The sequence below is a fragment of the Vibrio sp. Y10_XG_PY6 genome, assembly GCF_024181795.1.
GTDB lineage: Bacteria > Pseudomonadota > Gammaproteobacteria > Enterobacterales > Vibrionaceae > Vibrio > Vibrio diabolicus.
Genome location: NZ_JAMZAQ010000008.1, coordinates 24,017 through 45,670, shown reverse-complemented (window position 1 = coordinate 45,670; position 21,654 = coordinate 24,017). Strand labels below are relative to the sequence as shown.

The following is a 21,654-nucleotide window of genomic DNA, read 5'->3' as shown; positions in this document are numbered from 1 at the left end:
CAAACAGAAAAACAGCAGGCTTGGACCTGCTGTTTTTATATCAACATTGTGCGAGGAAAGTATCCTTGCGCCATTGGTAGAGAAAGATAACCCCCAAACCAACACCCCGCATCAACATAAAGCTCGTCATTGCAAACCACAGCGCGTGATTTTCCCACTCGGCGAATAAGTAAAAGACAACGAAGAAACTGCTGGTCGCGACAAACATACTATTGCGCATGTCTTTGCCTTTGGTTGCACCGACAAAAATGCCATCCAATAGAAAGCACCACATCGACGCAAGTGGCATCACCACCAGCCAAGGTAGATACACCGATGCTTGCTGTTGTACCGCCTCAATTGAAGTGATCATGGCGATCAACTCCGGTCCCGCCAAACCAAAGAGCGCGGTCAGTCCTAAGCAAATAATCAAACTCCAAAAGAAAGTGCCGACAAGCGATGCACTCAATTGTTGCCTATCTTTGGCGCCAATCGCCTTCCCGACCATGGCCTCCATTGCATAAGCAAAGCCATCCATGCCATACGAGATAATCATCAGGAAGCTCATCAGAACCGCATTTGCAGCGACAACCTCATCACCAAAGCTCGCGCCTTGGAACGTCATAAAGCTAAAAGCCGCTTGCAGACACAAAGAGCGTAAGAAAATATCGCGATTCAATTTCACGAATCGCCCTAAACCGTGTTGAGTGCTGGCTAGCAACTTTTGAGGTGATGGTAATTGCCTCTCTCGCCAGGTTTTCCAGACACACATGAGACCAAAACCCATGCCTGAGTAGTCAGCAATCACCGATGCAAGCGCAGCGCCTTCTACTTTCCACCCCAAACCCATCACAAACAACAAATCGAGGGCAATATTAGTCACGTTGGTGATGATCACCATCCACATTGGTGCTTTGGAATTTTGCGTTCCGAGCAGCCACCCCAACAACACAAAGTTCATTAGCGCAGCGGGGGCACTCCACACACGGATAGAGAAATATTGCATACCGTAGTGTTTTACCTCCGCGCTGGCGTCACTCCAACCAAAGATCAAATCAGCTATCGGGGTATGGGCAATAAGGAAGACTAACGCAAACAGCAGCGCCATAAGTGAGCCTTGCATAAACACCAAGGCAAGTTGCTTTCGGTCTTCACCGCCATAGGACTGCGCCGCCAACCCAGTAGTCGACATACGCAAAAAACCAAGCAGCCAAAACGTCACGCTGATCATGGTGCTGCCCAACGCAACACCACCCAAATACCAAGCGTGGTCTAGATGACCAATCACCGCAGCATCGACCAAACCGAGCAATGGAACAGTAATATTCGACAGCACCATAGGTATCGCTAAAGCTAAGACCTGGCGATGAACTTGTGGGTTAGATAAAGGAGAGAAGATTGAATTTGTCACAGGCACCTCATCAGTAAGATCGACGAGTGTACCTGAGCGCTTAACGACTAGCCAATTACCACTTGATATGAACGAGGACTGGCGTGAGGCGATGCTTCAACATTGGAATCTTATTAAGCCAACGCTGCCAAGCTTTCCAACGAGAACAGAATCTATCGAATGGCGAGAAAGCTTTCACCCACTGTGCCCATGGTAACCATTGCAATATCTGTTCTGCAGGCGCTTCAAAGCCATGAGCATAACGATCAGAGCCAAGCTTTTGTCCCCATTTGGTTTCCGTTAAATCTCCTGCCAACACCATACACAGTTCAGCAGAGACAAAATGTCGACCCAAGGTTTGAATAAATTTCGCGACTTGGCGCTCTGTGCAATCGAGCAGTGCCATTTCACATAAAATGAGTACTGGTGCTTGCTCTGGAATGGCTAACGTCTCTAGCCACGACATTTCATCCACACTGCCACAGCGATGTTCATAACGTTCATTTTTGTGGAACAAGCGCTGACGCCATACCAAATTTTCCGTCACGTCCAGCTCTATCCAATGGCAGCGCCCATTATCCAAACGATAAAAGCGGGTATCTAGCCCAGCTCCGACATTGATTATCCAAGCATCGGGATACTGCTGTAAGAAATGACTAACCTGCTGGTCACAAAGCTGAGTCAGCGTCACGTGCAGCAATTGCTTCTGCGCAATATCACCACTCAAACAATCCGGCGCCATCTTACAGCTCAAACACGCTTTAGCAGCTATCGGATCGTACACCAAGCCATTGTCGACCATGCTTTCACGGCTACGCAATAACAGTGGTTTTAATAAATGGTTAGGAACTTGATGTTTAGACTGAGACATGGGCATTTCCTGCGCCAGAGAGAAAACATAGACATTGAAATAGATGATAATGAATATCAATTACATTATCAAGCTTATAAATTGCTCAAAACAAACAAGGTCAGGATGATAAGCAAGCTTTTAGAGGAAGTAGAACAAAGAGAAGAGAAAAGACAAAACAGCCCAGAAGAACTGGGCTGCTAAAACACACTTACATCCAATCGGTATTGCGAATAATACCAACGGCTAAGCCTTCAATCGTAAGGTGCTGAGACGTTAAGTCCACTTGAATTGGGGCAAACTCTTCATTCTCAGCATGCAGTAATATGGTTGAACCTTTGCGCTCCAAACGCTTCACAGTCACATCATCATCAACACGCGCAACGACAACTTGACCATCTCTCACGTCTTGGGTCTTATGCACCGCGAGCAAATCACCATCCATAATCCCGATGTCTTTCATACTTTCGCCATTTACACGAAGTAAGAAATCCGCTTGCGGTTTGAACATCGCAGGATCGACTTGGTAATGCGCTTCTACGTGTTCCTGAGCCAATATGGGCTCACCCGCAGCAACTTGACCAATCAAAGGCAAGCCCTGTTCGTCATTAGCGGCAGAGTCATCAAGTAGGATACGAATCCCACGCGATGCACCTGGGATAATTTCAATTGCTTGCTTACGAGCAAGCGCTTTTAGGTGTTCCTCTGCGGCATTCGCAGAGCGGAAGCCAAGCTCACGCGCAATCTCTGCACGAGTTGGTGGCATTCCGGTGTCATCGATTTTACTTTTGATCAAATCGAAGACTTGTTGTTGGCGTGGCGTTAACGGCTTCATGTCTCACCTGTCTTTTTATACAGTTAACTGTGAGTATATCCAGTAAATGCTCAAATGAAAACCCAATTGGTTGTTTTTTAATTTATTTGTGGAGTGCACTTCGTTTGCTGACTAAGTTCATTATTCATGCGTTTAAAACACCGCCTTTTCAGTTAATCAAAGTAAAGCAACAACTTAGGAGTTCGACTAATTTACAGCCAATAAAATTAAAAGGTTTGACCAGTTTCTGGTATCCTTGCTGCGCTTAAATTTTATCGCCTAGGCTTATTTCTTTTGCCGTACTCATTTCTTTTTCTATAGAAGACATGCAAAGCGGACACTGAAATAAGGTTAGGCCTGTTTGAATACCTATTGAGGCTGTGAACTTTATGTCTTCTGGACAATCATTTTCACGTTCATTACTAAAACTACCTTTATCGGTACTGGTAAAGGGCACCACAATCCCGTCGAACCCGATTGAAGATCTGAATATCGACCTCGCTAAGCCGATTGTATATGCCCTACCGTTCCGCTCGAACGTGGATTTGCTGACACTGCAAAAACAAGCCATGAGCCTTGGTCTGCCTGACCCGCTCAGTCCGCTGGAAATCAATGGCAAAACGCTGAACCGTTTCGTCTTTATCGCTGCGCGTCCAACTGTGATGAACAACGATAATGATGTCCCAACCGACTCTGTCTCTCTGTTCACAGACTTGCTGGAACTGCATAAACTGGACAGTGAATTGGACGTTCAAATGATCCCTGCAACCGTGCTTTGGGGTCGTAAACCAGGTAAAGAAGAAAACCAAAAGCCTTACCTTCAGCCAATGAATGGCCCGCAAAAGGCGAAAGCGGTAATGGCAGCAGGACGCGACTGCTTGGTTCGCTTTAGTCCCGTGGTATCTCTGCGTTATATGGCAGACTCTCACGGTACCGACAGCGCAATTGCGCACAAATTGGCTCGCGTGGCGCGTATCCACTTCTCACGCCAGAAACTGGCTGCTTCAGGCCCAAACCTGCCTCAACGCCAAGTGTTGTTTGCTCGTTTATTAAAATCCCCAGCTATTGAACTGGCGATCGCTGACGAAGCCAAAAGCAAAAATATCTCGATTGATAAGGCACGTAAAGAAGCCCACGACATCATGGATGAGATCGCCGCCGACTTCTCCTACGGTCTAGTGAAAAACGGCGACCGCATCCTGAGTTGGCTATGGACAAAGCTGTACCAAGGGTTGCACATCAATAACGCCTCGACTGTGCGTCGTTTAGCGCAAGACGGCCACGAGATTGTGTACGTTCCGTGTCACCGTAGTCACATGGACTACCTACTGTTGTCTTACGTTTTATACCATGAAGGCATGGTGCCTCCGCACATTGCGGCAGGTATTAACCTGAACTTCTTCCCGGCCGGTCCTCTTTTCCGTCGTGGTGGGGCGTTCTTTATTCGTCGTAGTTTTAAAGGCAACAAGCTGTACTCAACCATTTTCCGTGAGTATCTAGCCGAGCTGTTTGCCAAAGGCTATTCAGTCGAGTACTTCAGTGAGGGTGGCCGTTCACGTACAGGTCGCTTACTGCAAGCGAAAACGGGTATGCTGGCTATGACCATCCAAGCAATGCTACGTGGTCTAAACCGCCCAGTAACATTAGTGCCGGTCTACATCGGTTACGAGCACGTAATGGAAGTAGGCACTTACGCTAAAGAGCTGCGTGGCAAACGCAAAGAGAAGGAAAACGCAGGGCTTGTACTGCGTACTCTGCGTAAACTGCGTAACTTTGGTTTGGGCTATGTGAACTTCGGTGAGCCAATTCAGCTCAACCAATACTTGAACGAGCACGCTCCTGAATGGACGAAAGACATCGACAGCATGGGTGGTAACAAACCACAATGGATGAACCCTGTGGTCAACGACCTTGCTAATAAGATGATGACGCACATCAACGATGCGGCGGCAGCAAACGCGTTGACCTTGTGTGCAACCGCACTGCTTGCCTCTCGTCAACGTGCACTTTCTCGTGACTCGCTGATCAACCAGATTGAGTGTTACTTAAAGCTACTCAAAAACAACCCGTACTCAAGCACCTCCACTATCCCTACCGAAAGTGCCGAGGAGTTGGTCGATCATGCAATTTCGCTTGATAAGTTCGTGATTGAAACCGATAGCATGGGTGACATCATTTCGCTGGATCGTAGCCAATCGATCCTGATGACCTACTACCGCAACAACATCATCCACTTGTTTGCTCTGCCATCATTAATTGCTCAGATGATCATTCGTCAGCGCAACCTTTCGGTAGAAAAGATTCAAGCGAATGTCGCGCAAATCTACCCATTCTTGAAGAAAGAGTTGTTCTTAAGCTATCAAGAAGACGAGTTGGATGAATTGGTCGTTAAAACACTGCATGAGTTTGCCGATCAGAAAATGATTAGCCTCGATGGTGATAAGCTGGAGATCAATCAGTCGAACAACCAGCCTTTGGTTCTGCTAGGTCGTACAATCACGGAAACACTGCAGCGCTACTCTATCGCGATGAACTTGCTTGTTGCTTACCCAGAGCTCGGTAAATCGGACCTAGAACAGAAGAGCCAAGATATTGCTCAACGTTTAGGACGCTTACACGGTATTAATGCGCCAGAATTCTTCGATAAAGGTGTGTTTACCGCGATGTTCAATACGCTCAAACAGCAAAAATACCTCGATAACGATGGTAACTGTGACACGAAGAAAACGCAGCAATTTGCACGATTACTATTCACTCTGCTTTATCCAGAAGTGAAACTGACGATCGAAGAGAGTATTCATCAACTTCAGTCGTAACCGTTTTACCTTCTTCCAAAATAAGAAAAAAGGCATCCAATCGGATGCCTTTTTGCTATTTCTTCGCTTACCAAAATGCGACCAATAACCCTATCGCTATCACCATGCCAACATAGTTGTTGTTGAGGAAAGCCTTAAAGCACAACTCCCGCTCACGGTGACGAATTAAGTGCTGCTGATAAACAAACAACGACGCAGCAATCAAAAGGGTCCAGTAGTAACTTTGTCCCAATTGGTAGAACTGCCCTAACCAAACCAACATCGCGAGCGTAATCAGTTGCAATACCCCAATGATGAGTTTGTCATGACGACCAAACAAAATTGCCGTCGATTTAATACCAATCTTTAAATCATCATCGCGATCGACCATCGCATACTGAGTATCATAAGCAATGGTCCATAAAGCGTTAATCAGAAACACAAACCAAACTATCAGTGGTAGCTCCCCGGTTTGTGCAGCCCACGCCATTGGAATTGCCCAGCTAAAAGCTAAGCCTAAAAAGAGTTGTGGAATATGAGTATAACGCTTCATAAATGGATAAATGAACGCCAACACGATGCCAGCGAAGGATAGCTGAATCGTCAACGGGTTCATGGTCAACACTAACAAGAATGAGCTGATACCCAAAACCAAAAATAATCCAATCGCTTCTTTTGCTGTCACTTTCCCTGATGGCAGTGGGCGTTGTTTGGTACGTTTTACATGGCCGTCGACTTTGCGGTCAGCAAAATCATTAATCACACACCCCGCGCTACGCATTAGGAATACACCCAATACAAACACGATAAATACATCCCAACTCGGCATCCCTTGGGCTGAGATAATCAGCGCCCAAATCGTTGGCCACATCAGTAACAGTGAACCAATCGGGCGATCCATGCGCATCAGTTGCCAATATGCTTTGGCTTTTTCTGCGGACATTTACACTGTCTCCTTAGCGTAAACTGGTGAATTAGATAAGAATAACTCGGCGACCAGCATCGGTTTGTGATTCATCCACAACCTTGAGCGTCGCGCTAACAAACGTCCTTCTGGTACGGCTACCCATCCCATTTGCAAAGAGTCTCGCTCAACGTTGTCTGCGCTGAACACTGTTAGTCCTAATGGGATATCCCCTTGTTGAGCCAAATCATACTGCTGATCAACTAAGGTTGAGCGAGGAATTAATGTCCGTCCGATAACCCAGTTATCATTGTCACCACACAAAATTACCTCTCGCAGTAAGCAATCTTGTTCGGACAATAACTGGCTTTCGTCCTGTTTTAACGTCGCCGCAGTGACGATCTGATTTTGTAGCAATTCTACCGTTAATGCTTGGCAGTGTTGCTTTAAACGACGTGACAAAGACCCTTGCTCTTCAAGCCAGTGCTTGGCAAATTCATTTGGAAATTCGAATTCTTCGGGGTTTTGCCACTCTACTTCCAATAAAGAAGCAAGATAGAGTGATGTTGGCTGATTCATACTAGTATTCAATTGGAGGCTTTATGCGTACAATAAAGCAACAACTTACCGTCCATAGTAATGTATGTAACCGTAAGTTCCGTTATTTGTTATAGACGGCCCATTGTATCAAGACTGAAGCGATTCGAATATCGCGATCCAGAGAAAGAAAAGTTAGAAATATGTACAAACGTTATATAGCCCAAATTATTTTTGCGTTAACCATACTGTTCGCCGCACCAAGTTGGGCTGAAACGGAAGAAGCTGGACCTAAGTTGGCATACTTTACCCTTGAGCCTGATCTCACTACTAACTTTTACACCAAAGGCAAAAAGTTAGGTTATGTGCAAGTGCGCATCGACATCATGGTAATGAGTCAACAAGATTTATCGATTGTTGAGCATCACCAACCTTTGATTCGCGATGCAGTGATTGAATTACTGGGTAAGCAAACAGAAGATACTATTAAGTCCCTTTCTGGCCGAGAAGATCTGCGCAAAACCTTAGTGACGACCCTCAACGAAACACTTTTGCCCGAAACAGGTAAAACCATCATTGCCGATTTGTTGTTTACAAAATACCTTTACCAATAAACCCAAATCGTTTTGAACATAAAAAAGACCGCTCTTGAGCGGTCTTTTCATTTCAGCTTTAGGCTTGCTGTTGGTATTTCATCTTGCCTGAATCAAACAGCGCAATCGCCATCCCCGACAGTAAACCCACTAAGTGAGCGGTGTTTGCAATCGCCATGAACGGCTGCACAAAACCAAGAACTAACCATACCAACATAAAAACGATGATTGGCTTGGGTAGCGTAAGGCCTAAATGTGGCAAGCGGTAACCCAATATCCACAAATAGCCAAGCAGTGCATAGACCACGCCAGACAAGCCGCCGAAGTTAGCCCCTTCAACATAGAACTGGCCTGCCCCTGAAAGCGCTGCCGACACCACAAAGAGTTGCAATAGCTTACCGGAACCGAGACGACGTTCGATGTCGCCACCCAACTGCCACCACCATAGTAAGTTAAACACGATGTGAGTTACTGAAAAGTGCAGTAACGCATGACTTAGCCATCGCCACACTTGCCATTGTTGTCCCTCAAAAGCCGGGAAGTGCAACAACTTAAACACGCCATTGCCAAAGCCAAACATTTGTAACAAGTAGAGGATGATACAGACTGTCATGATCAGCAAAGTCATGGGGCCAGCTTTCGCTTTGACCATGCTCATGATACTCGGGCTAGAATAATGAAATGTGCTCTTGCGAGTATCGGCAACGTCCCACGAGGCGGCGCTGTATTTTGAATCAGACGGGTTAGCAAGGAACAGCTTAAGTTCAGCTTCCGCTTCTATTTCATGTTGGCTATCGGTCAGCCACAGCGCAAATTGCCCGTCTCCTTCTGGCATCATTTCGATGTCAATTTGGCGAGAGGCCATATAATCAATAAAGGCTTGCGCCATACGTGGATTATTTAACGTTACCAATCTCTTCATTAACTTCTCACTATCGGTAGTTCTGCTCGATGCCAGGCTTCAAAGCCACCATCCACACTGTACACCTGTTCAAAGCCTTGGTTAACTAAATATTGCGCCGCACCTTGGCTACTAATGCCGTGGTAACACATCACCAGAATGGGTTGTTCGAACTCCACTTCATCCATAAACGCAACGATCGTATCGTTAGTTAAATGATACGCGGGCTCCGCATGCGCAACGGCAAACGATTGAGGGTCACGGATATCTACAAGCTTCGCATCACCCTGCTCGAGCAGCGCTTGCGCACCTTGTATATCGATATGCTTAAACTGATCCATTTACTTTCTCATTCTCTTATTAATATACCCAAGCAACCTCGAACCTAACGTGCTAATCAGCACCCGTGGTACAGCATAAAATCTATATTTGAAGCCGCTTGGGTATACTGCCGCTATTGTAACCTATCCAACGGCAAACTTAGACACATGGATAATCAGGGTTTTCAAAAGTGTACACATTCCAACCATTTGTGGATAAAGCTGTGAATTGCGTTGATAAAGTGTATTTGGATCTTTTGATCCACAATATGTAGTGATGATCCTGATCTAACTGTGTGTATATCTATAACTATCCCCAGATGGAAAAGTGCTTGAATCCCTTATTTTGTCCGGGTTTCGAACAGTTGATAAATAATTACTTCACAGAGTTATACACAGGTAGCACATAAAATCCGGATCGCAAACGCTATCGATTTTCGATCGACAATAAAAAAGCCGAGATCATATGATCTCGGCTTTCTATGAAAATCTTACTTTCAATTAGCAGTGGAAATTAAAATTCACCCACGGCCAATTTTAGTTTCTTCATTGCGTTTTTTTCTAGCTGGCGAATACGCTCGGCAGAAACACCGAACTCATCAGCTAAGTCTTGCAATGTTGCTTTCTCATCATCTAACCAACGAGAACGCACGATGCGCTGACTACGCTCATCCAAACTCGCTAATGCATGACCCAAGCGGTTGTTGGTGTGCATTTCCCAGTTTGCAGCTTCGATGTTGTCAGCCACATCAGACGATTTGTCTTCTAGGTACAGCATCGGCGCTGTGTAAGCGTTTGAGCTGTCGTCTTCATCAGTTGGCATATCAAAGGTTGAATCCACCGCCGCTAAGCGTGATTCCATCTCGCGAACTTCAGAAGGCTCAACACCTAACTCACGCGCAACGGTTTCGACTTCACCGTTGTTAAACCAACCCAAGCGCTTTTTCGACTTACGCAAATTGAAGAACAACTTACGTTGCGCTTTAGTGGTCGCAATTTTCACGATACGCCAGTTACGTAGCACGTATTCGTGGATCTCTGCTTTGATCCAGTGGACAGCAAAAGACACCAAGCGAACCCCTACTTCTGGGTTAAAACGCTTAACGGCTTTCATTAGACCGATGTTACCCTCTTGCACAAGGTCCGCCATTGGCAAACCGTAGCCAGAGTAACCACGAGCAACGTGAACAACGAATCGTAGGTGCGAAAGAATTAGACCTTTTGCAGCCTCAATCTCACCTTTGTAGTGTAATCGTTCTGCCAGCTCACGCTCTTCGTCTGCAGTCAGCATTGGGTAGCTGTTTACTGAGCGAATATAGCTATCAAGGCTATCTTGCGTGACTAGAGCCATCGGATACGCTTCTTTTGTCATTCAATTCCTCATCAATCTCTGATCTGGAGCATTACATTGCAAATTTAGCTTCGATATCTTGAACTCAAAATGAACAAGTTTCAAGAAGGGGAAGCAATTATCCATAAACATTCGGTCTAAACAAGGGATCCAGATTAGCTAGTGCTAATAAAATCCAAGTAGTAAGACCTTCATCACTTAAACTGGTTCAATTTCTTTTAAATGTCGTTGCGCAGAAAAGCGCGCCACAATGCATCCCAAAAGACTACCAATGATGATTAATAGCAAAGATTCATCCCAGCTTAGACCAATCAGGCGAAACTGGCTGTCGTACAACGCAGCAAGATCTTCCACCGCACTATTCATAACAATGGTCACTAAAGCCGTTACCAACCACGCGATGGTGGCACCTAATACGCCAAACCACATCCCCGTGTACAAATAAGGGCGCAGAATAAAACTGTCCGTCGCACCGATCAGTTTCATGGTTTGAATTTCTTCTTTATTCGCCAGCACATTAAATCGCAACGTGTTGCCAACGATTAAAAATACCGCACCGAGCATCAACACTGTCAGAGTAATGACAATAATACTCGCGAGAGTTTTGATCGCATCAAGACGCGCCAGCCAATCTTCATCAAGTCTCACGTCGGTCACATCTTGTTGCTCTCGAACGTCTTTGGCTAATGACTGAATATCACTCTTTAGCTCCGAGGCTGGCGTAATCACCAACACACCGGGTAGCGCATAGCCACTTAAAAGGCTGATAGCCTGATCGAATCCTGCATATTGGCTTAAATCAGATAGACCTTGTTGCGGTGAAATATATTCCACCTCTTTTACCAAAGGCCAAGTTTCAATTTGATCTTTGAGAACCATCACACGTGCATCCGGCATGCCTTCTACTAAGTAAGCACTAACTTGCGAGGGAGATGCCACATCTTCCGCGGCACCCGCGACGTTTTTGCCCAGTAGATACAAACAAGCTGGCATAGCAAGTGCCATTGAAATCACGGCTAGGGTCAGGATATTACCTAAAGGTCGTTGCCATAACGCGCTAAAAGAGGATTTTGCTTGTTTTGCGTGGACAGAGAAAAAACCATCGGTATTTGCACGCTTGGCACTGCGGCCTTTCCCCTTCTTTTGGGAGTGCTTGTTACCTGCCATAGTCTTCTACCTCACTTAGGAAGCCTTGGTTTAATTCAAAATGACGATACTGTGGGCGAGTGTTTACTAACCCCACATCGTGCGTGGCGAGTAAGATGGTCACTCCCGCACGATTAAATTCTTCGAACAACCGCAATACGCGATTGGATAGTTCGGGATCGAGGTTACCTGTCGGCTCATCAGCCACCAGCAACGTTGGTCGATTGACTACGGCACGAGCAATACCGACGCGTTGTTGCTCACCACCAGAGAGTTGGCTCGGCAGGCAACGAGCCTTATCAAGCAAGCCCGTTTTATCTAACGCCGCAGAAACGCGGCGTTTGATTTCGTTTTCAGAAATCGATTCGATGCGCATCGGCAGAGCGACATTGTCGTATACGCTGCGATCCATCAATAGACGATGATCTTGAAAAACAATCCCAATATTGCGGCGCAAAAAAGGGATGTCTTTGCTTGGAATACGCGTGATGTCGTGGCCATTAAAATGGATTTTCCCATCAGTTGGTCGCTCTATCGCGCAGATCAATTTCAGCAAGGTACTTTTACCAGCCCCAGAATGCCCGCCTAAAAACGCCATTTCACCGCGCCTCAGGTGAAAATCGACTTTTTGCAGTGCTTGTCGACCACCTCGGTAAGCTTTGCTTACTTGCTGAAATTTGATCACCGTTGATTTCCTCTAACTCTTTTTATTCTTCACGACTAAACAGTGCGTCAATAAACTCTTGAGTTTCAAATGGACGCAAGTCTTCGATACCTTCACCCACACCAATGTAACGAATTGGAATACCAAACTGATCAGCAATAGCGAAAATTACGCCGCCCTTGGCTGTACCATCCAGCTTAGTCAAAGTAATCCCGGTTAGAGGGGCAACATCACTGAAAAGTTTCGCTTGGCTGATGGCATTTTGCCCTGTACCTGCGTCTAGCGTCAGCATGATCTCGTGTGGTGCAGAGTCATCAATTTTCTTCATCACACGTACAATCTTACGCAGCTCTTCCATTAGGTTCGCTTTGTTCTGTAGACGACCCGCTGTATCAGCAATCACAACATCCACACCACGTGCTTTTGCCGCTTCAATCGCATCATAGATAACAGAAGCACTGTCTGCGCCAGTATGTTGAGCAATCACAGGAACATTATTACGTTCACCCCACACTTGTAGCTGCTCAACCGCTGCGGCACGGAAAGTATCGCCCGCTGCAAGCATCACTTTTTTACCTTGAGTTTGGAACTGCTTGGCAAGCTTACCGATGGTCGTGGTTTTACCCACGCCATTTACACCCACCATTAAGATAACGTAAGGCGTTTTGTTGCTATCGATTTCTAGTGGCTGCTCGACTTTAGAAAGAATCTCAGCCATTTCTTCTTTCAACAAACCATAAAGGGCTTCGCCGTCTTTCAGATCGCCACGTGTGGCTTTTTCTGTCAGGTTGTTGATAATTTTTGTTGTGGTATTCATGCCCACATCAGCAATAAGCAGTTGCTCTTCTAGCTCTTCAAATAAGTCTTCATCGATTTTCTTACCGCTGAACAGACCGAAGAAGCCAGCGCCGATGTTTGCTTTTGTGCGGCTTAGGCTGCGTTTGAGGCGAGCAAAAAAGCTTTCTGTTGGCTTTTCTTGTTCTTGAACACGAGGCGCGGCCGATACGACTTCTGGCTCCTCTGCTTCTGCTTCTGCTTCTGCTGGGGCAGCCTCTGATTGTTTCGCTTCTTCAAGTTCTGGCGTTGCTTCCGCTTGCTCAGCAGCTGCGTCGGTTTGCTGCTCTTCAGAAGGCGCTTCCACTGCTTCTTCTTTTACTGTTTCTTCAGTTTTTGGTTTTGGGCTTTGTTCTTCGTCACCAAAACCTAGCCACGAAAGTAATCCGCGCTTCTTTTTTTCCGTCATCTGGGGCTATCCTAGATTGTTCTTTTATCTATTAATGACTCTTTTTTGACAAGATTATTATCTGTCTAAAAAAGGCTAATGACAAAGTTGTGAAAACTTTCCGATTAGGTAATTCTAATCTTATTAGTGTTACACTCTGTCATCTTGAATATTCTGGGCTGTATCCAAGCTCCAAGCTCACGGCTTGGGCGATTAGATATAGTATCACTTTATTAGCGGTCAAAAAATCTATGGTAAGACGTCGCCAGCAAAACTCATCACAAAAAAAGCCAACAACGGGCTTTGTTCGCATTATTAGTGGCTTATGGAGAGGCAGAAAACTTCCTGTACACGATGCTGAAGGCTTACGCCCAACGACCGATCGCGTCAAAGAAACGCTATTTAACTGGCTGGCTCAAGATGTGCCGCAAGCAAAATGTCTCGACTTGTTTGCCGGCTCCGGCGGCTTAGGCTTTGAGTCGGCTTCGCGCCAAGCAGAGCAAGTGACCATGGTCGAGCTGAACCCACAAGCTTTCCAGCAATTACAGAAGAACGTGACATCTCTTAACGCGAACAACATCCAAGTAGTGAATACCGACGCACTGAGCTTTTTAAAACAGCCGGGTACTGCGCACCATGTGGTGTTTATTGACCCACCGTTTCGTAAGGGACTATTGGATGAAACCGTGGCTCTGCTAGAACAAAATGGCTGGCTCGCGGAAGACGCGATGATTTATATTGAAACAGAAAAAGAACTCAATATTGCCGACTTACCAGAAAACTGGCAGTTACATCGAGAAAAAACAGCAGGCCAAGTGAGTTACCGTCTGTATGAACGTACCTCCGCATAGCGCCTCGATTTAAAAGGACACTTAAATGAAAGCATTAATTCTGCTGGCCAAAGCGGCTATCGCCTTTGTTTGGTTAGTATTGATCCTCAATATCTTTATGCCGTTTCCCGGTAATGCCGCGATTGCGCTGTACATCATGACCGCTTTTTTGTTCATCATGCACGGTTTACAAATGGCCATCTTCATTGGCGCATTTGGCGACAAAATTAAAATGAGCAGTTGGGAAAAATATTCCATCCTGATCTTTGGTATTTTTGCCCTGCTCGATATTCGTCGTAAACACATGATGTAATCGCCCAAATACTAAAAAGCCGCTCTCAAGAGCGGCTTTTTTATTGCGTTTATTCCGTCACCCAAGATAACTCTTAACACCATCCAAAAACATTTGAGTGGAGATCATCACCAGCAACAAGCCCATTAAACGCTCTACCGCTTTTAGACCACGCTCGCCCAACAAACGATTAAAGAAGCCATAAAACATTAGAATAAAAAATGTTGCGCCCCACGCAATCACAACTGATGCGGACATTTCCAACATTTTTTCTGGATGCTGTGAAGATAGCAAAAGCAATGCTGCAATCACTGAAGGGCCCGCGATCATAGGAATGGCCATCGGAACAATAAAGGGCTCCTCCCCTGCCGCCAGTCCAGTGATACTGCCAGCGCTCGGAAAGATCATCTTAATCGCGATAATGAAGAGAATAATGCCACCTGAAATGCTGAGCGTTTCTGGCTGGACATGCAAAAAACTTAAGATGCTTTGTCCTGCAAACAGAAACAACATCAAGATTAGTAAGGCAAACAGTAGTTCACGAATCAATACCTTACGGCGACGCTTAGGATCGATGTGCTTGAGAATAGACAACACAATCGGCAAATTACCGAGAGGGTCCATGATTAGAAACAGCATGGTCGCTGCAGAAAGAATGTCCATATTCTGGCCTCACCTAAAAAATGGCGGCCAGTGTATAGCAAACTGACAACGTGAGTACATGGCTGAGGGCGAAAACAGCATATTCACCCTCGCATCATAGCCGCCGCTTAGTGATTGCAGACACGCGCCATATTGACCACAAACTTACCTTCAAGCTCACGGATTTTGTCGCGTTTGAGCAAAAATGCTAGCAATGTATCTAAGTCTAGATTATTCAGTTTACAGGTGTGAAAGCGAACGGTGTTGCCAAAGTGCTGTGCCAGCGCTTCGCGATCCATTGGCGTTTCTCGAAGTAGGTTTAGCAGCTCGTGGGCATGGATTTCACTCATTATTGACTCCAGTCATCAAGAACAATACGTCCAGTTTACTGAAATCTTCGGGAGCTGCTTTGACTTAAATTAGTAAATGATAGAGGCAACAATGAGGGCGTGGGCAAAGAAGTAGCTACCACTTACCCACAAATAGGCGTGTTTCATCGGTTTTCGGTAACCGTGTATCGCATACGCCAACGCCGAATAGATCAAAACTAGGGTTCCGCTGAAACCGATAGCATTAGCATAGCTCGGGGCCTGCAACCAAACTTCACCCGCCGCCCAAGCAAGCTGAACCAACATCATCCCCATGATCACAACAGGAAACACCAGAGAGTCGAGTTGAGGTAGCAACAAAAAGAACGCCACGATACTCGCTGCGAGCAGTAGGGCCAACAGCCACCAGACAATCTCACCATTAAGCTGCACCCAAAATGACTTGCTATAGCACACCTGAGCAAGCAAATACGCAGCAAAGTAAATTAGCTTGCGAGTTTTAAACGAGTGCAGCGTATCTGCCACCATAGACACAATAAGCCCACCCGCAATCCAGTAGGTATATGTTGCGGATGCGCCTTGAGTTAACACCAACACAAGAAGAAGTAGCAGAGTAAAGATTTTAAACACGAGGGATTGTGTCGGGTTAGCTTGTTTTGCTCCCAACACGGAATACACACCTGATAGCCCTATCGCCAACCAACTCCACATGCCGTATACACCTTTTACTTAAACTCGCCGCTAGTCTAGGTAGACCAGTTTTGATGTAAAGACACAATCTGCGAAAGTTGGATCTCGCTAGCGATTCGAAACATTTTGTAACCCTCAGTCTGCACAACAATTAAGTCGATGAGCCTTAATGACGGCCATAAATATGGGGCAGAGCCCTATCCCATGAGCCAAGTTCATCAAATCACACGGCACAATAACCCGCGCTTAGTCAGGCCATTTAACTAAAAAGCAGCCCAACGGCCTTGGTAACCCATCACGTCAAAAACTGATGACTAAACCATCAGACTGTATACATCACAGGCAACAAGAATAAATAACAGACACAAAACAGAAAATCGTCTTGGTAGCGAGCTAAGATAGTAGAAACCACCGATGAACAGATTAGAACAATATGAAAAATCAAACTTAACTCAATAACAAAAACATCAAATAACGAACGTAAGCTAATGATAAATAAAGCCACATTCTCAATAACCATCGAAAACACCGACTTCATAAACCATCAAATCACTAAACACTTTTTAAGCCCATATTTTCTCATTAGATAAGAAAATTCCCCTTTCACACCTCAACTCAATGATGCACCTCCATAGCACATCTTTTTATTTTCTCAATTTTTGAGAAACACAGACAAAATCGGCAATCAACATACCAACCGAAACAAAAAACAATTTCCAAGCCAACAACAAACCAAGATTGACACTTTAAAATCATATACTTAAATAAAATACGAACAACAATCACACAATACGAGCATTTTAAATACAACACAAAAAACACAGTTTCATTAGTCAAAAACACGTAAAAAAATACAAGTTAAGTGTATTTTTTGAAAAGATTATCGAGCATATGTTGATCAAACCCCAAAAACAGTGCTATATTAAATTCATCGAGTTCATCAAAGATTAAGGGGTAGTGTTATGATTTCATCTTCTCAAAAACAAGGGCTGGTAATGATTGCAGTGGTTGTGGGTTTAATGACACTGCCAATGATGTACTAACCTACTGATTAAAAATAAAAAAGGACGCAAATGCGTCCTTTTTTATTTATCTGTGTTTTTCTACTGTATGTGTTTGGACAAGATATCCCAGTGCATGTAGTAGAAACCAAGAGCGGCGAGCGTAATCAACGTCATTAGCAAAATTGCTGCACGCCAAATAAAACGAGAGCTTCTTGGCGTTAGCTCTTTTTCACAAGCGTCACATGCCGCCATAAAGCCTTTCCGATCATCCAGCTTATAATCGTCTTCGTGAACCACTTTATTACGCACAGTAGCGATAAAACGAAGTTTCGCTATCACGTCATGTGGTAAACGTTCTTCACAACTATTAATAAGTTGGTGTAACCCTTTCCCTTCTGCATGGTACTGAGTACGCAAAAGTTTTTCGATCGTTCGGGTACGCATGACTACTTTTTCAATATCTGACATCGTAACCCTCCTTACCAGACCCTTCCCGTGTTCGTTATTTTTATTCTTCTATAAATTTAGAGCTTTTTCGAGCCGTTAAGTGCAATTTTACTTTCAATTTGTGCCCTTGAGCGCATATAGCCAGACAAGTGAAAGCTGCTTAGTTCAGCTTTAGTGACGTAGCTTGCAGATGAAGCAACGATTTCATCGCGTCCCCATTGAGATAAACCGTGAAGTGCGCCGAATAAAATTCATGTCCCTTTCATTAGATTATGAATAAGTTATCTCAACTCATCGTTTCATCAATGAGTTCTGTAGAATAGAGCTCAATGAAACATCGGAGGTTAACATGCCAATCTCACTTATTGTCGCCCTGTTCGCCCTTATTGCTTTGGGCGCATGGGTATTTTTTCGTTTCTATAGCAAGCACTATGTGGGCGAAGACGCTCCAGAACAAAGTGCACAGGTAACTATTTTAGATAAGCAAGCTATCGACATCCCAGATGCACCACCAGGCCAAGACGACCAAGAATATTGGATTTATGTCCAACGCGGTTCTATTGGCCCTAAACGAGAGTTCCAAATTGGAGTGCACTACTACCATGCACTCAACCCTGGAGATAAAGGAACGCTAACCTATCGTGGTAACAAATTCCTTCACTTCGCCATCAAACGTTAAGGCAGTAACCAACGAGTCTTGGCAGAGCGAGAAAATAGATAGCTCATCGCCAAGGCTCCAGCTCCACTGATAATGATCCAGACTGGAATCACCCATGCGGGATGTCCGGTGTACCAACCAAACGCTTTCATCGGCCATAAGAAAATTGGGTGAAGTAAGTAAATCCCCAAGCTGTGCTGACTGATCACACTCACCACTTTTTGTACTTTTGGTGACAAGCCTTCCCCAAAGTAACGACCGATCATGAAAATCATCGAAGCTGCTAGAATGACATTCAGTGTTTTGTAAGATAGCCAGCGTCCAACCGTGTACTTCTCAGCCTCTAGACTGTTTGTCACGACCATAGTAAATGTCACAGCCAACGCGACGAGACCAAACCCTGTAAATAAGGTCACCATAGAGCGGTTCAAAGGCACTTTTTGAAATAGAACATAACCCAGAGGAAGGTAACCCATGTAGAGCCACATTTGGTTACTCCATGGACCATCAATCTTGAACAAAAACAGCGTGCTGGTGAAAAGCCAAAATGCGAGATAGGTATACAACACATTGTCATCAACGTTGCGTACCATCCATTGGAACAACGGAATCACAAAATACAGAGGTATAAAGTAATAGAAAAAACCGAGGTGGTAATACGTTGCGTGAAATGGGCTATTGCTTAACACCTCTTTTACGGTTTCAAAATCAAACCCTTGAGCCGTCCAGCCAGAGAGGTATGCATAAAACATCGACCAAATAAGAAATGGGACTAAGACTTTGCCTAAACGCCTTTTGATATAATACTTACCGTCAAATGGTCGAGTGTCACTGAGCATCAACGCTCCGGTGATCAGAATGAAAACTGGCACCGCCCAGCGGGTAACGCTATTAACGCCTACGGCCGTCAACCATTGGTCAAACGGAATCACTCCTAACTCATTTCGATAAGGGGCCAAGACGTGAATGGCGATCACTGCCACCGCAGCAAAGCAGCGCAATAAATCAAAAAACAGAACCCTTTCTCTCATACCTTTCCCTACTTTGAGTCGCTTATCGTTTATAGCATAGGGTAAATCTCAGCCAGTGAAATGGTTAACAATCTGTTTTTGCTTATTTTTAACGCAACAATGACCTACAACGGGGATTTCATCGCCACTCTAATCCGTTGGCGGGAACAAAAACCAAACATCAGCATGAACTCACGAGACCGAATCCACACCACTTGATTACGCCGCGTGACGTACAAGAAACAAAAAATGGCTCCAAGTTGGAGCCATTTTGTACGATCTACAGATAAAAACACCGGGCAAAATTTACGCTGTGGCAACGTTAGCTTTTGGCAACTTAATCGAAATCAACGTCGTCAGCGCCAAGAAAGCAAAGGAGACCCATAAGCACGCCGCAAGACCAGCCTCTTGGTAGATCCAACCCGATAATACCGTGCCAATCAAACGTCCCATCGCATTGGCCATGTAATAGAAACCCACATCCAGAGATACGCCATCGCCTTTGGCATAGCTCACAATCAGATACGAGTGCAGTGAAGAGTTAATGGCAAACACAGCGCCAAAAATCATTAACCCCACAACAATCACCAACTCAGGCTGCCAACCGATTTGCACACCATAAGCAATACCGCCCGTAATTAACGCAAGAATTCCTGCCCATACTAATGCTGCACTACCATCAGGCACGCGACCTTGCGCTTTGCCAGTAATACGCGGCGCAAAGCCTTGCACAAACCCATAAGCAATGACCCATGCGGCTAAAAAGCCACCGACCCACAAGTGATCCCAGCCAAACACACTGCCAAGATAAATAGGCAGAGCGACCACAAACCACACATCACGCGCCCCAAACAAGAACATACGCGCCGCAGATAAAATATTTATAGATTCGGACTTGGAGAAAATTTGGCGAAACTTAGGTTTGCTCTTTGCTTTACCCATGTCTGCTTCTAGCCAGATCATGCTGCAAACAAACACCAATGCCAGCACACTCGACATAATAAACATCGAGTTTTGGAAGCCCACCCAAGATAGCAGCAAGCCACCAACAAAAAAGCCCGCCCCTTTGAGTGCATTCTTCGAGCCTGTCAAAATCGCCACCCATTTGTAGAGTGCGCCTTGCTGCTCGTCTGGTACTAATGTTTTAATCGCACTCTTGGCACTCATCTTGTTGAGATCTTTGGCAATCCCCGACAAAGCTTGCGCCGCCATCACCCAAGGAATCGTCAGCCATGCGTTGGGTACTGCCAGCATCAACAACGCAAACACTTGCATAGCTAAACCAATGTTCATGGTTTTGTTCAGGCCTAACCTTGCGCCCAACCACCCACCAATCAAATTGGTCACCACACCAAAAAATTCATAAAAAAGGAACAGTGAGGCAATAGCTAACGTGGAATAACCCAAGTCGTGAAAATAGAGCACCACCAGCATACGCAGCGCTCCGTCGGTCACGGTAAAGTTCCAATAGTTAAACGTCACTAACATGTACTGACGAATACTTTTGCTCAATTGAGAAATCATATTGACCTCTTATGTACAGCGATAGAAGCATTTAGATCATCATGTGCCAAATGCTTATTAACCTGTACACCAACCATAAGGCGATACAACCTTAGTTCGAATTCACAAACACACCGAAATTTACAAATGGACAAATATAACCAATAAAAACAAAAATTTAGACTAAAATCTTTAGTTTTACTGCTGACCTATTTTCCATTATATAAACTGGAAAATAGCTTTTGGATCATGATGTTCCAAAAGCTATTTAAGCTGATCAAGCGTCTTGCGCCACGCGTTCGATGTACTCAAGCTGCACCGGTTTTGTAAACGCACCAGGGCGAAGAGCCTGCACTTCTCGCACGATATCTTCTAACTGCCATTTCTTCTCTAGCAGCAAGTGAGCCGCAAACAAACCTGTGCGACCCGAGCCGCCCATGCAGTGCATCGCGACTTTGCCACCTTGAGCAAGAATCGCATGCAGTTCCGGACTGGCTTGGTGCCACTTCGCCGCAAATTCGTCACTTGGTGCGCAGTCATCTTCAATCTCGATCTGGAACCATTTCATGCCCAGTTGCTGAGTGGTGTCACCCAAAGCCGCAACGTCTTTCGCTGCTAGCTCAGCATTGTCCAATGCCGTAACCACGGCTTGAACACCCTGCTCTTTTAATTGCTGTAAAGACGTTTGCAAATCGACGCCTTTCGTACCCGGGCACGGTGTTAGGACTAATGCACCAGAGTCCAAATCTAATTGCCATGTAGGATGAGACATTGTGAACTCCG

24 protein-coding genes are annotated in these 21,654 nt (G+C 45.2%); 6 read left to right on the top strand and 18 right to left on the bottom strand.

What is annotated here, in order from left to right:
- Positions 1 to 40 precede the first annotated feature (40 nt).
- Positions 41 to 1,390: an MATE family efflux transporter DinF gene (gene dinF, locus NL644_RS22325; RefSeq protein ID WP_181869566.1), complete on the bottom strand. Its 1,350-nt coding sequence runs from the start codon at positions 1,388 to 1,390 to the stop codon at positions 41 to 43.
- Positions 1,391 to 1,445: 55 nt separating this feature from the next.
- Positions 1,446 to 2,240 carry a class I SAM-dependent methyltransferase gene (locus NL644_RS22320; RefSeq protein WP_005393777.1) on the bottom strand — a complete coding sequence of 265 codons (795 nt, stop codon included), beginning with the start codon at positions 2,238 to 2,240 and terminating at the stop codon, positions 1,446 to 1,448.
- Here NL644_RS22320 and NL644_RS22315 point away from each other — a divergent pair.
- Entirely contained in the window at positions 2,223 to 2,423 is a 201-nt protein-coding gene (locus NL644_RS22315; RefSeq protein WP_114324088.1) for a hypothetical protein, read from the top strand. The genes NL644_RS22320 and NL644_RS22315 overlap by 18 nt on opposite strands.
- Before the next feature lie 7 nt (positions 2,424 to 2,430).
- Here the strand turns inward: NL644_RS22315 and lexA are convergent, their stop codons facing one another.
- Positions 2,431 to 3,054, bottom strand: a complete 624-nt coding sequence (gene lexA, locus NL644_RS22310) for a transcriptional repressor LexA (protein ID WP_005393778.1) — start codon at positions 3,052 to 3,054, stop codon at positions 2,431 to 2,433.
- Positions 3,055 to 3,422: 368 nt separating this feature from the next.
- Between lexA and plsB the strand changes: the two genes are divergently transcribed.
- Positions 3,423 to 5,849 (top strand): glycerol-3-phosphate 1-O-acyltransferase PlsB, encoded by a 2,427-nt coding sequence (gene plsB / locus NL644_RS22305; RefSeq protein ID WP_047010238.1) that lies wholly within the window; start codon positions 3,423 to 3,425, stop codon positions 5,847 to 5,849.
- A gap of 67 nt (positions 5,850 to 5,916) precedes the next feature.
- Here plsB and ubiA read toward each other — a convergent pair whose 3' ends face one another.
- Positions 5,917 to 6,771 (bottom strand): 4-hydroxybenzoate octaprenyltransferase, encoded by an 855-nt coding sequence (gene ubiA, locus NL644_RS22300; protein ID WP_005393780.1) that lies wholly within the window; start codon positions 6,769 to 6,771, stop codon positions 5,917 to 5,919.
- Positions 6,772 to 7,311: a chorismate lyase gene (locus NL644_RS22295; RefSeq protein WP_005393781.1), complete on the bottom strand. Its 540-nt coding sequence runs from the start codon at positions 7,309 to 7,311 to the stop codon at positions 6,772 to 6,774.
- A 161-nt stretch (positions 7,312 to 7,472) separates the two neighbouring features.
- Between NL644_RS22295 and NL644_RS22290 the strand changes: the two genes are divergently transcribed.
- Positions 7,473 to 7,883, top strand: coding sequence for a flagellar basal body-associated protein FliL (locus NL644_RS22290; RefSeq protein WP_046874381.1), 411 nt, complete (start codon positions 7,473 to 7,475; stop codon positions 7,881 to 7,883).
- A 58-nt stretch (positions 7,884 to 7,941) separates the two neighbouring features.
- On the opposite strand, the gene glpG is transcribed toward NL644_RS22290, so the two are convergent.
- The 6 genes from glpG to ftsY all read right to left on the bottom strand — a co-directional run bounded on the left by glpG (position 7,942) and on the right by ftsY (position 13,487).
- Positions 7,942 to 8,784 (bottom strand): rhomboid family intramembrane serine protease GlpG, encoded by an 843-nt coding sequence (glpG, locus tag NL644_RS22285; protein ID WP_253658809.1) that lies wholly within the window; start codon positions 8,782 to 8,784, stop codon positions 7,942 to 7,944.
- On the bottom strand, positions 8,784 to 9,104 hold the full coding sequence (gene glpE / locus NL644_RS22280) for a thiosulfate sulfurtransferase GlpE (RefSeq protein WP_114324086.1): 321 nt from the start codon (positions 9,102 to 9,104) through the stop codon (positions 8,784 to 8,786). Before glpE ends, glpG begins: the two co-directional genes overlap by 1 nt.
- Before the next feature lie 493 nt (positions 9,105 to 9,597).
- Positions 9,598 to 10,455, bottom strand: coding sequence for an RNA polymerase sigma factor RpoH (gene rpoH / locus NL644_RS22275; RefSeq protein ID WP_005378693.1), 858 nt, complete (start codon positions 10,453 to 10,455; stop codon positions 9,598 to 9,600).
- Positions 10,456 to 10,632: 177 nt separating this feature from the next.
- Complete coding sequence (ftsX, locus tag NL644_RS22270) at positions 10,633 to 11,601, bottom strand: permease-like cell division protein FtsX (protein ID WP_253658808.1); 969 nt, start codon at positions 11,599 to 11,601, stop codon at positions 10,633 to 10,635.
- Positions 11,591 to 12,265, bottom strand: a complete 675-nt coding sequence (gene ftsE / locus NL644_RS22265; protein WP_005393800.1) for a cell division ATP-binding protein FtsE — start codon at positions 12,263 to 12,265, stop codon at positions 11,591 to 11,593. Before ftsE ends, ftsX begins: the two co-directional genes overlap by 11 nt.
- A 22-nt stretch (positions 12,266 to 12,287) precedes the next feature.
- Positions 12,288 to 13,487, bottom strand: coding sequence for a signal recognition particle-docking protein FtsY (ftsY, locus tag NL644_RS22260; RefSeq protein ID WP_114324085.1), 1,200 nt, complete (start codon positions 13,485 to 13,487; stop codon positions 12,288 to 12,290).
- Positions 13,488 to 13,717: 230 nt separating this feature from the next.
- Between ftsY and rsmD the strand changes: the two genes are divergently transcribed.
- Positions 13,718 to 14,317, top strand: a complete 600-nt coding sequence (gene rsmD / locus NL644_RS22255) for a 16S rRNA (guanine(966)-N(2))-methyltransferase RsmD (RefSeq protein ID WP_114324084.1) — start codon at positions 13,718 to 13,720, stop codon at positions 14,315 to 14,317.
- Positions 14,318 to 14,342: 25 nt separating this feature from the next.
- Complete coding sequence (locus tag NL644_RS22250; protein WP_005393805.1) at positions 14,343 to 14,609, top strand: DUF1145 domain-containing protein; 267 nt, start codon at positions 14,343 to 14,345, stop codon at positions 14,607 to 14,609.
- A gap of 57 nt (positions 14,610 to 14,666) precedes the next feature.
- Here the strand turns inward: NL644_RS22250 and NL644_RS22245 are convergent, their stop codons facing one another.
- From NL644_RS22245 to NL644_RS22230, 4 genes are all read right to left on the bottom strand, one after another.
- On the bottom strand, positions 14,667 to 15,251 hold the full coding sequence (locus NL644_RS22245; protein WP_005393807.1) for a YhgN family NAAT transporter: 585 nt from the start codon (positions 15,249 to 15,251) through the stop codon (positions 14,667 to 14,669).
- A gap of 107 nt (positions 15,252 to 15,358) precedes the next feature.
- Positions 15,359 to 15,580, bottom strand: a complete 222-nt coding sequence (locus NL644_RS22240) for a YecH family metal-binding protein (protein ID WP_048626825.1) — start codon at positions 15,578 to 15,580, stop codon at positions 15,359 to 15,361.
- Positions 15,581 to 15,649: 69 nt separating this feature from the next.
- Positions 15,650 to 16,270: a lysoplasmalogenase gene (locus NL644_RS22235; protein ID WP_005393811.1), complete on the bottom strand. Its 621-nt coding sequence runs from the start codon at positions 16,268 to 16,270 to the stop codon at positions 15,650 to 15,652.
- Between the two features lie 1,082 nt (positions 16,271 to 17,352).
- Positions 17,353 to 17,721, bottom strand: a complete 369-nt coding sequence (locus tag NL644_RS22230; protein WP_005393815.1) for a hypothetical protein — start codon at positions 17,719 to 17,721, stop codon at positions 17,353 to 17,355.
- Between the two features lie 328 nt (positions 17,722 to 18,049).
- Here NL644_RS22230 and NL644_RS22225 point away from each other — a divergent pair, with 328 nt between their 5' ends.
- A complete protein-coding gene (locus NL644_RS22225; RefSeq protein WP_005393817.1) occupies positions 18,050 to 18,379 on the top strand; it encodes a DUF2500 domain-containing protein in 330 nt (109 codons plus the stop codon).
- Here NL644_RS22225 and NL644_RS22220 read toward each other — a convergent pair.
- The 3 genes from NL644_RS22220 to NL644_RS22210 all read right to left on the bottom strand — a co-directional run bounded on the left by NL644_RS22220 (position 18,376) and on the right by NL644_RS22210 (position 21,643).
- Entirely contained in the window at positions 18,376 to 19,389 is a 1,014-nt protein-coding gene (locus NL644_RS22220; RefSeq protein WP_005393819.1) for an acyltransferase, read from the bottom strand. The genes NL644_RS22225 and NL644_RS22220 overlap by 4 nt on opposite strands.
- Positions 19,390 to 19,674: 285 nt before the next feature.
- On the bottom strand, positions 19,675 to 20,892 hold the full coding sequence (gene arsJ / locus NL644_RS22215; RefSeq protein WP_145533187.1) for an organoarsenical effux MFS transporter ArsJ: 1,218 nt from the start codon (positions 20,890 to 20,892) through the stop codon (positions 19,675 to 19,677).
- A 256-nt stretch (positions 20,893 to 21,148) separates the two neighbouring features.
- The gene (locus tag NL644_RS22210; protein ID WP_253658807.1) at positions 21,149 to 21,643 is read right to left on the bottom strand and encodes a cyclin-dependent kinase inhibitor 3 family protein; all 495 of its coding nucleotides are present in this window, start codon (positions 21,641 to 21,643) and stop codon (positions 21,149 to 21,151) included.
- Positions 21,644 to 21,654 lie beyond the last annotated feature (11 nt).